The sequence below is a fragment of the Mycobacterium sp. genome (assembly GCF_035570115.1).
Taxonomy (GTDB): domain Bacteria; phylum Actinomycetota; class Actinomycetes; order Mycobacteriales; family Mycobacteriaceae; genus Mycobacterium.
Genome location: NZ_DATMLH010000294.1, coordinates 16,609 through 32,012 on the forward strand (window position 1 = coordinate 16,609; position 15,404 = coordinate 32,012).

Sequence of the window (15,404 nt, forward strand, 5' to 3'; positions counted from 1 at the left end):
ATGTGGGCGACATCGTTGCACAGTGCCGTGACCCGGAGTTCCAGCGTTGGACGACCGTCCCGGTGCCGTACCACGAGTCAGACGCACAGGACTTTGTGAGACGGGTCGCCGAGGGCTGGCGGACCAACGTGGCGAGGTTCGCGATCGCGTACGACGGACGCTTCGCTGGAAGCGTGGATTTACGGTTCGACGGCCTCGGTGGCGCCGAGGTGGGCTTCGGGTTGGCACCATGGGCGCGGGGCAGGGGCGTGATGACTCGCGCGCTGCGGCTGGTATTGGCTTGGGGTTTCGAACTGCCGGGCATCGAGGTGGTGTACTGGCGGGCGCAAGTGGGCAACTGGGCGTCGCGACGGGTAGCCGGACGGTGTGGGTTCCGGATGGAAGGGATGGTCCGCGGGCTGCTCGAGCAGCGCTGTGAGCGGCGTGACGGCTGGATTGGCTCGCTGCGCCGCGGCGAGCCGCTGACCGGGCAGCCGGAGGAGCCGCCTTACGGCATGTAAAACCCGCGGATGCGGTGATAACGGTGCCGGCCGAGTACTGCGTTGGCGGCCTGCAGCCCCGACATCACAGCTGCCTCGATGCAGCCCGCGTTCATCCCGCAATCCGTCCAGTCGCCGGCCAGAACCAGGTTGTCGTAACCACTTTCGTCCGGCCGCAATCGGTATTGATCGCTGCCGGGCAACGACTGCACGTAGCGGTCCGAAGGGTCGATATTCACGCTGACGTGCTGGGTTGCCAACGCCTCGCGTCCTCGTTGACCGTTCACGCCGCTGAGCAGATGCCAGGCGAAGCCCTGTTCGGTGACGGCGTTCGGAAAGTACAGCCCGAGGTTTCGGTCGATGTAGTTGGTGGCTTGCTCCCGTGCGTGCTGCTGGTAGCGGCGCAGGTAGTCGGCGCCGACTTCGGTCGTGGGCCAAGGCGCATTCAGCGTGCCGCAGAAGTAGGCGACGGTGCCCGGCCGATGGTGCTCGGGCCAATCCTCGCTCCACAGCGTCTGCGGCATCGACGCCCAAGTCTCGAACGGCCGAAGGTAGGCGCTGATCGTCACCCCCGGCTCGTCCCAGCCTAGCGATGGCTCGTCCGGACGCAGCCAGATCTGAAACGCCTGGGTCGCGACCGTGCTGATAAGCGACGTCATCTCCCGCCACTCGACTCGATCCTCGATGAGTTCACCGCCGACGACGGGAAGCATGCCCAACGACACCGCGAGCACGACATGGTCGAAGTCGACACCGTGGCGCAACACCCGGGTCTCGACATCGGCGTGCTCAGACCAATAGGTCTCCAGTGAATGCCAGCCGCCGCAAGGGATTTGGTCGGGCTCGGCAAGCTGTTCGGTCAACGGTGTGTGCGGGAATACCGGGAGCCCACGCACCTTGGTCAACGGTTCGTACGCACGGGCGCCGTCGGCGAGGTGGACCTGTCGACCCATCGTGATCGCGTCGATCGTTTGGCGCCGGTCGTCGAGATGCAGTGCGTCGAGTCGGTGGAAGAACTCGAACCCGACACCGCGCTGCCTTAGCACTTGGTAGAGCGGAGCGATCACGATGTCGCCCATCCCGGCGGTCATCTTCCAAAAGATCGCGCCTTTGTATTGGAAGAGCACCAGACCGGTGAGGAAGACGGCGAGGCCGGCGCTGAACGCTGGTTGCTCGGGGTCGGCGTCCTCGTAGGCGAAGACTAAGTCGTAAACGGCGCGCACGAGCGGGAATTCGAGGACATCAGGGTGGGCGCCATGGCGCGTGATCCATCGCCGGAAATCCTCGCCGTTGATCGCGCGGAAGCCCCGTGGGTTGGTTATTAAATTGTCGGCGACGACGCCGCGGATCACCGCGGTTAGCAGCGATATCAGCAGCCAGGCGCGTTTTTGATCGGCGCGATGTTCGTAATCGAGGCTGTCGCGGATCGCGTCGAGGGCCTGCTCGAGCAGGTTTGTGGGTGGGCTGGCGCGGGGATCAACCAGCATGGCCAGAACCGCGAGCATGGCTCGCTGGACGGTTTCATACCACGGGGTCGCACGCGGCGGGTCGGGGGAGGACGACAGCACCAATCCGACCGCTGGTGCGTCCAGCGAGGCGATGAAGTCGAAGACCAACTGCACCGCGCGACGAAGGAAATAAGGCACCGACATCTCGCGTCCGGTGCGATCGGGGTCGCCGGGCCGCTCGCTGTTGCGGGCGAACGTTCCCAGCCAAATCAGCCAGTCGTTGCCCATCAGGTCGGCGAGTCCGAGGTTGTCGCCGGCGATCAACGCTTGGTCCCAGGTCTGGATCGGCGTAGCCGGGTCGGTGCTCGCTCTGTCCAGTTCGCCGTAACACTCGCGAAGCAGCCCAAAGGCGTTCTCGTAGGAGCCCAGCCAGATGTGCAGGCCGTGCTCTTCGATGCGTCCGTTCGCCCCGCGGCTGGACGCGCCCTTGCCGCCGAGCCTCCACCCGCGCTGGTAGACCGTGATGGAATCGAACCGGTCGCGCCAACCGGGTTCACTCAGTCGCCAGGCGGTGCTGAGCCCAGCCATACCACCGCCGAGGATGGCAACCTTGCCCTTTGGGCGCTTCACTCGACCAATGCCCGGGCGCGTGCCAGTTCCGGCCACGTGCTACCGTCAGGGAAGCGACTGATCGCGTCGACCAGCATCTGCCTGCCGCGCTCTCCGCTGAGTTCGAAATTATCTGCAGCTGAGCGTAATTCGAAGATATGTGCGTCCTGCCCGTGAGCCAGCTCGATCGCTGAGCTCAAATCGGCACGCTGCGAATCGATGTCGCCGGCTGTGTAGGCACGCAATCTCAGAAGCTCGGCGTCGTAGAAATGCATCCCGGTCTCATCGGCCAGACCCAGCGCCGTCCTCAGCCGCTGACGCGCTTCTTCAATTTGGTTGGTGGCCAAATGCAAGCGGACCAGTACCGCGTCGTAAAAGGTGATGAGCGATATCATGCCTAGCGCACGCCACATGTCCACGAATCCCGTGATCGACACGATGTGCGCCCGCAGCGCAGCCATGTCGCCCGGGTTCTCAGTCAACGCAGACAGCGCCTTGACCGTTTCCTGCTGTGCCGCCCCAACCAGCGCCCAAGAATCGAAACCGTGCTGTGCACCGAGCCTAACCAGATCGCTTGCGACGTCGGCCGCGCACTCGAGCTGACCGGCTTCGATACGTATCAACACCTCAATCTGATGTGCATAGGCCAAGCTGAATGGCCCCTGCGGAAAGGGCAGTTGTCCGCACCGGCGTTTCGTGCGCAGCAACTCGGCGTCTGCACCGGCCAAATCACCGTGTGTGGAACGGGCCAAGGCGAGATGGGTGTAGATGGATGCGGTTGCATCGTTGGGCATGAACCACACCGCTTCCAGCTCTTGGGCCCCTTTCGCCGGCTCGTCGTAGAACGTCGCCGCAGATTCGAGATTCACGCGCGCACGGTCAAATTCACCGCGGTACCACGCCAGCATGCCGAATGCGGCATCGTTGGACGGTCGAAGCCCTTCACGGGTGCCGGTAAGGGCGACGCGAAGGGAACTGAGCAGCCGCTCCAATCGATCAAGGTCGGCCCGCATTGCGTAGTACCCGTAGAGAGCGACCAGGGTTGAAAAGAAATCGGTGTCACCTAAATCGCGGCCGGACAACTCAAGACACCGCTCGAAATCCGCGGCGGCGTTCGGGCTTGATGCGCCCTCCGCCGCGTAGGTGAGAAATCCTCGCCGGAGGCGGAGCCTGGTCTCGCGCCGGTCGCGCGTCGGACCGGGTGTCACATGTTCGACCTGTGCAATGGCACGGGTCAGGCACTCACGAGCTTCGTCGAGTGCGCCTCGGCACCGGGCATCGTGCGCTGCCTGTTGGTGGGCGTTCGCGGCCTCGCCGAAGCGTTCCGCATGTTCGTAATGGAGGGCGACTACATGCCAGTCGGCATGATCCGAGTTGCCGACGAGTACATCGGCTACCCGGCCGTGCAGGATCCTGGCCACGCTGGGCGGCGGCAGCTCGTAGGCGACCTCGCGGAGTAGCTCATGCCGAAAACGCCAGCTGTCAACGGCTCTGGGCTCGAAAACCAGCACGGCCTCAAGGCCGCGAATGGCAGCGTCGAGCTCGGCTTCGGTCATGTCGAGGACGCTGCATAAGGTGTCGCGGTCGAATTCTCGGCCGATCGTAGCCGCGGCCTCGACGACCTGAATCGTGGTGTCACTTGCTCGAAGTCGCGAGAACAAGGGTTCGTAGAGCGCGTCGGGCACGCGCACCCATCGTGCTGCATCGGTGGGCTGCTCGTGCAGCTTGGTCACCACCTCTTCGAGATAGAGTGGCACGCCGTCGCAGCGGCGAGCGACTTCGGAGCGATCGTCGTCGGACAGCGTCGGGTCGAGTGCCGTGATCAGCTCGTCGGTTTCGGCTGTCGTTAACGGCGCAAGTTGAAAAGTCTTGAGCTCGGCGATGTTTGGAAACGAGGCGATGTCGCGTCCGGTCAGCACGACAAGGAGCCGACCGGTGCTAGTGCGGAGCAGCGACTCGACGACTTTCAGCGTTGATGGATCGAACCACTGCAGATCTTCGGCCAACACCACTGCCGTGCCCTCGCCGATGCGGGCAAATAGATAGCCGACGATGGCGTCGATGATCTGCTCGTAGAGTCTTGCGCCCTCGGTTCTCGCCGGTTGGTAGCCATGTTCGGCGGCAATGCCCAACACGGGCGCCAACAACGGGACCGTCGATTCCGGATCGAGTCCCCTTGCCCGCACTTCGTTTTCCAGCAAGCGCAGCCGCTCGGCTTGCTCGGTTGACCGCTCAATCCCGCAACGCTGCTCGAGCAGAGCGCGAACGGGGTATAGGCCGGCGTCGGTGTGAAACGGCGATCCGATCAACGCAAGCACCGGACGGCCCGACTGTTCGGCCAAATCGGCCACAACGGTGGCCAGTCGGCTCTTGCCCATTCCGGCCTCGCCGACGAAGCCGACTCCCGGAGTGCTCAGCGAGCCATTTTCCGCATCTGTCCACGCTGATCGCAGGTATGCCAACTCGCGATCGCGGCCGACCAAGGGGCCCAACGGTATCCGCGTAAGCATGACGCGTTCACCGACGACTTGATAGTGCTCGACGGGCTCGTCGACTCCCTTGACAGGCTGAGCGGGCCGAAACTCGAGTTCGAAGTAATCCCGCACCAGCGGAGCGATCGCTTCGGAAACGACAACGGAACCCGGCGGTGCCAGCCCAGACACCCGCGATGCGAGGTTGGCGCCGAGCCCGTATACGTCGTCATGTGCGACGTCGAGATAGACCAAACCCCGGTGGACTCCAACGCGCACCGAGATGTCAAAACCGAACCGCGTCCGGACCCGTTCGCTGAGTGCGGCCACGTCCCGGGTGATGTCGAGACCGGCCTGCACCGCTCGTCGCACGTCGTTCTCATGGGCTTTGGGATGGCCGAACACGGCGAGCAGCCCGTCACCCTTGGTGGAGAAGATGTGGCCCTCATAGCGGTTCACGATCTCCTTGACCTGGCGGCGATACCGCTCGATCACCGTGTAATACGTCTCCGGCTCCACCCGGGTGGACAGCGCAGTGGAGTCCACCACATCCGCGAAAAGGATTGTCAACCGCCGCATTTCGTCCGTTCCCGCCGCCGGGGCAGCGAGCAGGTCTTCGGCATCGCGATTGGCGCTGTCGAGCGTCAGCACCTGCTCGGCAAGCGCACTGGCGGTCGCGCGGTCACCGCTGTTGATCGCTTGTACTGCGCGATCAAGCAGTTCGTCGATCGCGTGCGGTTGCCTCATGGTCATAGATTGACGATGACTTCCAAGAACTCGACGGCACTCGGAGTGGGCGGGTTGAGCCGGGTCAGCCGAACCTGGCCCTTGTAGGTTCCGCTTGGCAGGTTAGACGAGCGGGTTCCCAGCCGGAACCATTTGGCGTACACGCGCAGTGTTCCGGGCACGAACACGATCAAGTGGTCCGGGATCACATTCGACGGCGCACCATCCTGGACGAACGACTGGGAAACGGAAAGCGACCTTTGGCATTCGTTGTCGGGGGCAACCTCGATGAAGTCGGAGAGATTGAGCTGGTCGCTTGCCGCCGGACCGAACGGAATCGACAGCAGCTGTGGCACTACGTCGAGGCCGACGGTCAGAGCAAGATTTGCCAGTTGCTTCGCTGACTTCGCGCACTGCGCGTGGTCGAAGGTTCCGTCGTTGATCTGGTCGTTGGCTTGCAGCACCAGCGAGCCCGCTTGGCTGACGACACCTCGCATTGATTCGGTGTATCGGGTGATTTGCGTGCTGGGATCGATCATTTGTCAGCCCCTTGAGTCGGTTCGCGCAGCCGCGCCAGATAACGCCACGGGTCCGTCGCCAGCCGGTTCGCCAGGTCGGCGGTGTACGTAATGGTCTCGGCGACCGGCACCACCCCGCTCGCCCATTTGGCGGCGATAGCCGCGCTCTTCTTGGACATTTCGTCGATGCACTCGTTGGCCATCTGGACCGCCAGTGCCACCGCAAGACTGGCGGGATCTCCGTCCGTGGCCGGCTGCCCCGGTTGAGTGATACCGCTCACCCCGGTGGGGGTCGACGGGTCCCAGTTCGTCCAGCCTGCTGGGTTGCTCGCACGGCTGGCCACGCCGCCGAACATCATCTGTATTCCCTCGTAGCCGTATCCCATGACGCAGGCAAACAGCGCGGCGGGGAAAAATGCCAAATTGCGGAAGCCGGCCACCTTCTTGGTACGTACGCGCACCCCGGCGGTGCCCGCATTCCCGGCGGTCGACGTCATCCTGATGAAGCCCTGGTCGACCACCATCTTGCCGTCTCCCACTTCGCCCGAGGCCGGATCGTCATCGAGCGCATAGTCGACCCAGGCCGATGGTTGCGACGACGGCGGGTTGGTGGTGCCCTGCCCCTTCCAGTACTTCAGCGGCGTCACCATCTGGGGAATGGGGCAGGTGATGCCCCAGTGCTCGAGCACCCGGCTCCAACCGTCCGGCCGGTCGGGATACTTGTTCATCACGCAAAAGAACGGCAGGCATTTGGCCCAGTTCAGTGGGTCGATGACATTCTCTAGTTGGTCGAGCGACACCTGCGAGCTCCCGAACTCGGTGGTCACCACGACACACAGGTGGCCGGACACCCACATGGCCTTGGTCTCGCACTGGGGCATATCAGCCACAAGTTGGGCGACCCATCCCTGCTGCGCCGCATACTTCATCACTTGCGGGAAATCGTTACGGCTGTGGAATTGGCTCTGCAGCAATGCCAACAAGTCGTCGCCGCCCGGCGGGGTACCGCCGAACGGGGCTGACTGCACGGCCTCCAGGGGGCCGGCAATTGCGAGGGTTTCCGAGAACGGAGTCTCCCACTCCTGGGGCAAGTAATCATCCGGCAGGTGGCTGAGCGCCCCGAGTGCATAGACCATTCGCGACAACTGCAGTTCCGTCAACGGCGGCCGTTCGGCGCCTAGCCCCGGCCTTTGGTTCTGCAGGATGGCCAGCGCGTCATTCAGATTCGGGGGCCTAGGCGGTTCTTCGGCCGTGCGGGAGGCAACATTGGTGCGGGCCGCCAGAAAGCCGAGGAGTTCGTCGTACCATCCGGCGTTTGGGCCGGTGCTGCCGGGAAGGTAGCGCTCGACCGTGGCTTCGACGGCTGCACCGCCGCGAATGACCGCCTGGTCGAGGGCGCCGTAAAGCGCGAGGAGAGCTTGCAGAGGTGTCGGTTCATCGGTCGTGGCCATTGCGCCTCCGATCACGGGTTTGCCCAGGTAGCATACCGTCGCACCGTTTGATTTACGGCGTTAACTCAAATGCTATTGCGTTTCGGGCGATACGGCAGATTTTGCGGGAGGTTTCGTTGACTAACCCGGGTTTCCGCGACGACGGCACGATCGACGATCTGCCGTGGGCATCGGTTTTCGACCCTGCCGCAAACGCGCGGGCACTCAGCGCAATTCAGGCTGAGGGATTTCGGGCCGCCAGTCGGATCGTCGACCAATTCGTCCGAGCGGTGGGATCCAGCACGAACGGCGAAGCGACTGCGACACCAGCCGATTCGGCCAACGGCAACGCCACGGTTAACGGCGACGGTGCGATAGAAGGAATTCAAGACCTCGAACGGTTAACCCGGGCCTGGTGGTCGATGGCCGGGCAATTCCTCCTTCGGTCAATGCCGCTCACCGCGACTGCCGGCAGCGAGGCGGTGAGCCTGGACGTGAACAATCCCGACGCGAAGCGTGTCGTAAACCTCGAGGCGCCGGTTGGCGGTTCCGCCAATTCTGAGGTGTGGCTGCACAATAGGGGACCCGACGACCGCGGCGACGTCTGGCTGCGATGCAGTGATCTGCTCAGTCATGAGGGCGAGGTGATCGGTGCCGAGACAGTACATATCGACACCGCCGTGGTGCCGATGCCTGCACGGTCCAGTCGCGGGGTGACCGTCACCGTCGACATTGCGCCGGAGGTTGGGCCCGGCGTCTACCGCGGCACCTTGTTGGCCAGTGGGCATCCCGATCTTTGGCTCCCGGTGATGCTCACCGTCCGACCGCCAAGCACATGACCAGTACCGCTGACCGCGCCGAGTTGGTGACCGTGGTCGACGAGCGTCTGCGTGAGGTCGCCAAGTTGGTTCGCCGATCGATGCTCGACGCGATACCCGACAGCGAACCCAGCCAGTGGCTCTATGCGCCGATGCGCGAGTACCCGACGCGGCCGGGCAAGGCGTTGCGGCCCGCGTTGTGCCTGTCGGCGGGCCGGGCCTTCGGCGCGGAACCGAATGAACTGCTTGGGTTGGCCGTCGCGATCGAAATGCTGCACAACGCATTCCTGGTGCACGACGACATTGCCGATGGCAGCGAAATACGCCGCGGCAGACCGACTTTGGCGGCAACACATGGAGTGGCCGCGGCCCTCAACGCCGGCGATGCGTTGGCTGTGGTCGCCGGGCAGGTGTTGCGACGGGCGACTCGGCGACTCGATCGCGACCTCGCGGAGCTGGTGTGGGCCGAATTCGACACCATGGCTATGCGCACTCTCGAGGGTCAGGCGACCGAGATCGGTTGGCAGCTCGATGAAGTGGAGGATCTCCGCCCAGAGGACTACCTGCACCTCATCATGCACAAGACATGCTGGTACACTACCATCCATCCGCTGCGGGTCGGCGCAATTGTCGGCTCCGGCGGCACCGCCGATCTCGGTCCGTTGGTGCGGTTCGGGTTTCACTTCGGTGCGGCGTTTCAGATCCGCGACGACTTGCTCAATCTGGTCGGTGACGAGCGCACGTACGGCAAGGAAATCCTTGGTGATCTTTACGAGGGCAAACGCACGCTGCCGCTCATGCATCTGCTCAGCGTCGCGCAGGGCTCCGACCACGCGCTGGTCCGCGAATATCTGCACCTGAAACGATCGGAGCGCTCTGCCGAGCTGGTGCAGCGAGTGCGCGCCTTGATGGACGACTACGGCAGTATCGCGTTCACCAGTGAATACGCCGAAGGCATCCTGCTGGTCGCCGAGGAGTACTTCGAGCACGCCTTCGAAGGCGCCGAACCCGGCCCCGACCTCGATTTCCTGCGAGCGCTGGTGCCCTACGTCTGGGCGCGGTGGCGTTGACCGCCGGGCTAGGGTGATCGCCGTGGCCGAGACCGCGCCGCTGCATGTGCAGCTCATCGCCAAGACCCAGTTCTTCGGGCCGCCGGACGTGCCGTGGACCACCGACGCCGACGGCGGCCAGGCCCTGGTCGAGTTCGCCGGCCGGGCGTGCTACCAAAGCTGGTCGAAGCCCAACCCCAAGACCGCGACCAACGCCGACTATCTGCGCCACATCATCGACGTCGGCCATTTTTCGGTGCTCGAGCACGCGTGTGTGTCGTTCTACATCACCGGCATCTCGCGCTCCTGCACGCATGAGCTGATCCGGCATCGGCACTTCTCGTACTCGCAGCTGTCGCAGCGCTACGTGCCGGAGAAAGAATCCCAGGTCGTCGTGCCGCCGGGCATGGAAGACGACGCCGAATTGCAGCAGATCCTCGCCGAGGCCGCCGACGCCAGCCGCGCCAGCTACACCGAGCTGCTGAGCAGGCTGGAAGCCAAGTTCGCCGATCAACCCAACGCGATATTGCGGCGCAAACAGGCCCGTCAGGCCGCCCGCGCCGTGTTGCCCAACGCGACTGAGACCCGCATCGTGGTCACCGGGAACTACCGAGCCTGGCGGCACTTCATCGCCATGCGGGCCAGCGAGCACGCCGATGTGGAAATCCGGCGGCTGGCGATCGAGTGCCTGCGCCGGCTCGTCGACGTGGCGCCCGCGGTCTTCGGCGATTTCCAGATCGCCACGCTGGCCGACGGCACCGAGGTGGCGACCAGTCCGTTGGCCACCGAGGCGTGACCCAAGCGTGTTGCGCTGACAAATAGGGTTGGCGCCGCCAGGTAATCTGGGGTCGTGAGCACCAGCGGATTCGACGTCTATACACGCTTGGGCACGCTGTTGACCGCCATGGTGACGCCGTTTGGACCCGACGGCTCCCTGGATATCCCGGCCGCGGTGCGACTGGCGAATCACCTCGTCGACGCGGGCTGCGATGGCCTGGTGCTATCGGGCACCACCGGCGAGTCGCCGACCACGACGGATGCGGAGAAGCTCGCTCTGCTGCAGGCCGTGCTGGAGGCGGTGGGAGACCGGGCCCGGATCATCGCCGGGGCGGGCAGCTACGACACCGCGCACAGCATCCATTTGGCCAAGGCGTGCGCCGCCGAGGGCGCACATGGGTTGCTGGTGGTGACGCCGTACTACTCGAGACCGCCGCAGGCCGGGCTGATCGCACACTTCACCGCGGTCGCCGACGCAACGCCGCTGCCGGTGCTGCTCTACGACATCCCGTCACGCTCGGTGGTACCGATCGAGTCCGAGACTCTCCGTGCGCTGGCCGCGCACCCGAACATCGTCGGGGTCAAGGACGCTAAGGGTGATCTGCACGCCGGGGCGCAGCTGATGGCGGAAACCGGTCTGGTCTACTACTCCGGCGACGATGCCTTGAACCTGCCCTGGCTGGCGATGGGCGCCACCGGATTCATCAGCGTGGTCTCCCATCTGGCGGCAGGTCAGCTCCGGGACCTGCTGTCCGCCTTCGCCTCCGGAGATGTCACCACTGCCCGCAAGATCAACGTCGCGATCAGCCCGCTGTGCAACGCCATGAGCCGCCTCGGCGGGGTGACGCTGTCCAAGGCGGGGTTGCGCCTACAGGGTGTTGAGGTCGGCGACCCACGGCTGCCGCAGGTGGCCGCGACTGCCGAGCAGATTGACGCACTGGCCGTCGACATGCGTGCCGCCTCGGTGCTCAGGTAAGTCGGAAAGTGGCTCATCAGTGGATGTAGACCTTCGGCCGCCGGGTCCGCTGACCACTGGCGGTCTGCGGATCACCGCGTTGGGCGGGATCAGCGAAATCGGCCGCAACATGACGGTTTTCGAGCATCTGGGCCGGTTGTTGTTCATCGACTGCGGTGTGATGTTTCCCACCCACGACGAGCCGGGCGTCGACCTCATCCTGCCCGATTTACGTCACATCGAGGACCGGCTCGACGACGTCGAGGCGCTGGTGCTGACCCACGCGCACGAGGACCATATCGGTGCGATTCCGTTTCTGCTCAAGCTGCGTCCCGATATTCCGGTCGTCGGCTCGAAGTTCACCTTGGCGTTAGTCGCCGCGAAATGCCGTGAGCACCGGCTCAAACCGGTCTTCGTGGAGGTGGCGGAGGGACAGCTCAGCACGCACGGGGTGTTCGAATGCGAGTACTTCGCGGTCAACCACTCCATTCCCGACGCGCTGGCCATCGCGGTGCGCACCGCCGCCGGAACCGTTTTGCACACCGGCGACATCAAGCTCGATCAAACACCGTTGGACGGGCGTCCCACCGACTTGCCGGGGATGTCCCGGCTCGGCGACGCCGGCGTGGACCTGTTCTTGTGCGACTCGACCAACGCCGAGATTCCCGGTGTCGGGCCGTCGGAAAGTGAGGTCGGGCCGACCTTGCATCGGTTGATTCGGGGTGCTCACGGCCGCGTTATCGTGGCGTGTTTCGCCTCGAATGTGGATCGGGTGCAACAGATCATCGACGCCGCGGTTGCGCTGGGCCGGCGGGTGTCGTTCGTCGGGCGGTCGATGGTGCGCAACATGGGGATCGCGCGGGAGCTGGGTTTTCTGCGGGTGGCGGATTCCGACTTGATCGACATCGGCGCCGCGGAGATGATGGCGCCCGACCAGATTGTGCTGATCACCACGGGAACTCAGGGTGAGCCGATGTCGGCGCTGTCGCGGATGTCCCGCGGCGAGCACCGCAGCATCACGCTGACCGCCGAGGACCTCATCATCCTTTCGTCGTCGCTGATACCGGGCAACGAGGAAGCCGTCTACGGTGTCATCGACTCGCTGGCCAAAATTGGGGCCCGCGTCGTCACCAATCAGCAAGTCCGCGTTCATGTCTCGGGTCACGCCTATTCCGGCGAGCTGCTGTTTCTGTACAACGGGATTCGGCCCCGGAATGTCATGCCGGTGCACGGCACCTGGCGAATGCTGCGGGCAAACGCCAAGCTTGCGGCCAGCACCGGAGTGCCGGAATCCTCGATTGTCTTGGCGGAGAACGGGGTCAGCGTCGACCTGGTTGGCGGTAAGGTCGCCATCGCCGGTGCGGTGCCGGTCGGCAAGATGTTCGTCGACGGGCTTATCACCGGCGACGTCGGCGATATCACGTTGGGCGAACGGCTCATCCTGTCGTCGGGTTTCATCGCGGTGACCGTGGTAGTGCGGCGCGGGACCGGCCGTCCGGCGGCGGTGCCGCATCTGCACTCGCGCGGCTTTTCCGAGGATCCCAAGGCGTTGGAGCCGGCCGTCCGCAAAGTCGAGGCCGAGCTGGAATCGTTGGCGGCCGAAAACGTCACCGACCCGATCCGGATCGCGCAGGCGGTCCGCCGCACGGTCGGCAAGTGGGTGGGGGAGACCTATCGTCGGCAACCGATGATTGTGCCAACCGTCATCGAAGTCTGAGCTTTCATGCGCCTCGCAAGGGCCAGTCCTTTGCGCCGAGACTTAAGCCATTGCGATTCCGCTCGGCGAGTCGTCGCAACTGTTTACGTGTCGCGTCAGCCGAGCGGGTCGGCGGAAGCCAGCACCTCGTGTCGAGACGCGGCGCCGACGGGCCGTACGAGCGGGCAGCCTCATTGCTGGCCACATAGTCATTATGAAACCGTTATAGGCCTGACCTGGGAGTGCTCACGTCGTGGCGAGTCGCGATTGCGCCGACCCGGACTCGCGGTGGCGTGAAATGGTCAAGCCTTGTCCGCGTACGCCGACCACTCAACCTCCGATGCGGTCAGGTTGCGGCCCGTCGGCTCGACGTAGCGCTGCACGATCTGCTCAGGTCCGAGCTGCTCCACCAACCGCCAACCGTGTCCGTCCAGAAAGGCCGCAACCTCCGAGGGCTGCAACCCGAAACGCCACAGCTGTTGGCGTTGCCGAAACCTGCGATACAGCTGCTTGGCGCGATAGAAGTTGACGCCGTCGATGAAATCCCGCCGGACATAAGTGAACACCAGACGGCTCCCCGGCGCCGCCGGCCGCAGGCTTTCGAGCGTGGCGTGGACGGCGTCGGCGGTGAGGTACTGGGTCACGCCCTCCCAGACGAAAAACGTGCGGTAGTCGGCGCGGTAACCTCGTTCGGCCAGCGCAGCGAGGGCGTCGTCGTGCTCAAAGTCCAACGGCACCAAGTGAACCGAGCTCGGTATCGTGCCCAGCACTCGTCGCACGGCAGCGGCCTTTCGTTCGATGGTGACCGGTTGGTCCACCTCGAAGATCGGGATGACGCTTGTTCGCGCCAACCGGTAAGCGAGGGTGTCCAACCCCGCGCCCAGGACGACTACCGCGTCGACGCTGTCGAGTGCTTCGGTGACCTTGTCGGCGATATAGCGCTTACGGCAGGTCAAGTTGGCCCACAACCCGGGACCGTCGCGCTCCATCGCCGCCATCATCAGACGTCGCATCAGGGCGGGTGGTGTCGCGGTGACCAGCCACCGGGTCGGCGCCGGCAAAAACCGCGCCGCCAGATCGTCGTCCACCAGCCGCCGGCCCGGCGGTTCGCGCTGTTCCATGGCGGCCAGCATCATGGGGCCGAACGCGGTCTGCGCCGCGGGATTTCGCGCCACGCTAGGCCTTGTTCAGGAAGCCGGCGTCGACCGGCAGGGTGACGCCGGTGATGTAGCACGCTTGATCGGACACCAGCCACGCCACCGCGTTGGCGACGTCGTCCGGTGCGAGGACCTGCACCGGCAGCGCGTTGCCCATGTCCGGCGGCGAAGCGGACTCGGCGACCAGCCGGGCCAGCCAACCGCGGGTGAACTCGTTGTTGATCATCGGCGTATCGACGCCCGCCGGATGCACAGAATTGACCCGGATGCTATGTGGAGCAAGCAGATTGGCGTACACGCGCATCAACCCGACCATGCCGTGTTTGGCCGCGGCGTAACCGAGGGAGCCGGCGTCGGCGCTGCCGACACCGGCCAGGCCGGCGGCCGAACTGATCAGGACGATCGATCCGCCGTCGCCTTGGGTGATCATCGTGGGTATCGCCACCTCCACGGTGTGGTGAACGCCGGTGAGGTTGACGTCGATGACGTCGCGCCAACCGTCGGCGCCCGATTGCATCGGAGCGATTCCCGCGTTGGCCACCACGATGTCGAGCCGGCCGAACGCGTCGAGACCGGCCTGCAGCGCAGTCGCCAGCGCAGCCTGATCGCGGACGTCTGCTTGGCGGGCCACGATGTGCGCGCCGGTGTCCTCGACGAGCTTGACGGTCGCGGCCAGATCGTCGGGGGTGGCCAGCGGATACGGCACGCTGGCGATCTGATCGCAGAGATCGACGGCGATGATGTCGGCGCCTTCGGAAGCCAGTCGCACCGCGTGGGCGCGGCCCTGCCCGCGGGCCGCGCCGGTGATCAGCGCGACTTTTCCGTTAAGGCTGCCGTCCGGCGACGGGCCCATCAGTGGCGCAGCTGACCCTTGTCCGGATCGCCGGCGACGACGGGTGTGAGCGTCTTGATGTCGGGCGCGCCGGCCAGGTGGTCGCCGACCTCTTTGAACAGCGTGGTGAAGGCGGGCGCGGTGCTGTGTGCCTGCAGCGCATCGGCATCGGCCCACTGCTCGACGAAGACGAAGCTGTCGCCCGATTCGTGCAGGGCGTACAGCTGACAACCGGGCTCGTCGTGCACTTCGCTGACCGCGTGGGTGAGGATCTCGCGGACGGCGTCGACGGATTCGGGCTTGGCGGTGATGGTGGCGACAACGACGACGGGCATGCGAGCCTCCTGGGTGGTTTGTGGGCCGGTAGGCAGTGGATAGCTACGTGACGGCTGTCACCCTACTGCGCCGTTGCAGGGCCTGAGCGCCCGGTCGGGCCGCG

Annotated in this window: 13 protein-coding genes; 6 read left to right on the forward strand and 7 right to left on the reverse strand. The window is 64.9% G+C overall.

The features are described from left to right. The first annotated feature begins 2 nt into the window (after positions 1 to 2). The gene (locus VNW74_RS27890; RefSeq protein ID WP_325682898.1) at positions 3 to 500 is read left to right on the forward strand and encodes a GNAT family N-acetyltransferase; all 498 of its coding nucleotides are present in this window, start codon (positions 3 to 5) and stop codon (positions 498 to 500) included. Here VNW74_RS27890 and VNW74_RS27895 read toward each other — a convergent pair. The 4 genes from VNW74_RS27895 to VNW74_RS27910 are packed head-to-tail and all read right to left on the reverse strand — an operon-like array spanning position 488 to position 7,702. Further along, positions 488 to 2,557: an FAD-dependent oxidoreductase gene (locus VNW74_RS27895; protein WP_325682900.1), complete on the reverse strand. Its 2,070-nt coding sequence runs from the start codon at positions 2,555 to 2,557 to the stop codon at positions 488 to 490. The two genes, VNW74_RS27890 and VNW74_RS27895, sit on opposite strands and share 13 nt — an antisense overlap. After that, positions 2,554 to 5,760: an ATP-binding protein gene (locus VNW74_RS27900; protein ID WP_325682902.1), complete on the reverse strand. Its 3,207-nt coding sequence runs from the start codon at positions 5,758 to 5,760 to the stop codon at positions 2,554 to 2,556. The genes VNW74_RS27895 and VNW74_RS27900 overlap by 4 nt, the downstream gene beginning before the upstream one ends. Then, complete coding sequence (locus VNW74_RS27905) at positions 5,757 to 6,272, reverse strand: hypothetical protein (protein WP_325682904.1); 516 nt, start codon at positions 6,270 to 6,272, stop codon at positions 5,757 to 5,759. The genes VNW74_RS27900 and VNW74_RS27905 overlap by 4 nt, the downstream gene beginning before the upstream one ends. After that, complete coding sequence (locus VNW74_RS27910; RefSeq protein ID WP_325682906.1) at positions 6,269 to 7,702, reverse strand: hypothetical protein; 1,434 nt, start codon at positions 7,700 to 7,702, stop codon at positions 6,269 to 6,271. The genes VNW74_RS27905 and VNW74_RS27910 overlap by 4 nt, the downstream gene beginning before the upstream one ends. 116 nt (positions 7,703 to 7,818) lie before the next feature. Between VNW74_RS27910 and VNW74_RS27915 the strand changes: the two genes are divergently transcribed. Genes VNW74_RS27915 through VNW74_RS27935 form a run of 5 tightly spaced genes read left to right on the forward strand, consistent with a single transcriptional unit; the run spans position 7,819 to position 12,997 of the window. Next, entirely contained in the window at positions 7,819 to 8,520 is a 702-nt protein-coding gene (locus VNW74_RS27915; RefSeq protein ID WP_325682908.1) for a hypothetical protein, read from the forward strand. Then, positions 8,517 to 9,569 carry a polyprenyl synthetase family protein gene (locus VNW74_RS27920; RefSeq protein WP_325682910.1) on the forward strand — a complete coding sequence of 351 codons (1,053 nt, stop codon included), beginning with the start codon at positions 8,517 to 8,519 and terminating at the stop codon, positions 9,567 to 9,569. Before VNW74_RS27915 ends, VNW74_RS27920 begins: the two co-directional genes overlap by 4 nt. Before the next feature lie 22 nt (positions 9,570 to 9,591). Continuing rightward, on the forward strand, positions 9,592 to 10,344 hold the full coding sequence (gene thyX / locus VNW74_RS27925; RefSeq protein ID WP_325682912.1) for an FAD-dependent thymidylate synthase: 753 nt from the start codon (positions 9,592 to 9,594) through the stop codon (positions 10,342 to 10,344). Between the two features lie 54 nt (positions 10,345 to 10,398). Continuing rightward, on the forward strand, positions 10,399 to 11,301 hold the full coding sequence (dapA, locus tag VNW74_RS27930; protein ID WP_325682914.1) for a 4-hydroxy-tetrahydrodipicolinate synthase: 903 nt from the start codon (positions 10,399 to 10,401) through the stop codon (positions 11,299 to 11,301). Positions 11,302 to 11,320: 19 nt separating this feature from the next. Beyond that, positions 11,321 to 12,997 carry a ribonuclease J gene (locus VNW74_RS27935; RefSeq protein ID WP_325682916.1) on the forward strand — a complete coding sequence of 559 codons (1,677 nt, stop codon included), beginning with the start codon at positions 11,321 to 11,323 and terminating at the stop codon, positions 12,995 to 12,997. Positions 12,998 to 13,278: 281 nt separating this feature from the next. Here the strand turns inward: VNW74_RS27935 and VNW74_RS27940 are convergent, their stop codons facing one another. From VNW74_RS27940 to VNW74_RS27950, 3 genes are read right to left on the reverse strand one after another with little or no spacing between them, the layout of a single operon-like run. Continuing rightward, positions 13,279 to 14,151, reverse strand: a complete 873-nt coding sequence (locus VNW74_RS27940) for an SAM-dependent methyltransferase (protein ID WP_325682918.1) — start codon at positions 14,149 to 14,151, stop codon at positions 13,279 to 13,281. A 1-nt stretch (position 14,152) separates the two neighbouring features. Next, complete coding sequence (locus VNW74_RS27945) at positions 14,153 to 14,986, reverse strand: mycofactocin-coupled SDR family oxidoreductase (protein ID WP_325682920.1); 834 nt, start codon at positions 14,984 to 14,986, stop codon at positions 14,153 to 14,155. After that, positions 14,986 to 15,300, reverse strand: a complete 315-nt coding sequence (locus tag VNW74_RS27950) for a putative quinol monooxygenase (protein WP_325682922.1) — start codon at positions 15,298 to 15,300, stop codon at positions 14,986 to 14,988. Before VNW74_RS27950 ends, VNW74_RS27945 begins: the two co-directional genes overlap by 1 nt. Positions 15,301 to 15,404 lie beyond the last annotated feature (104 nt).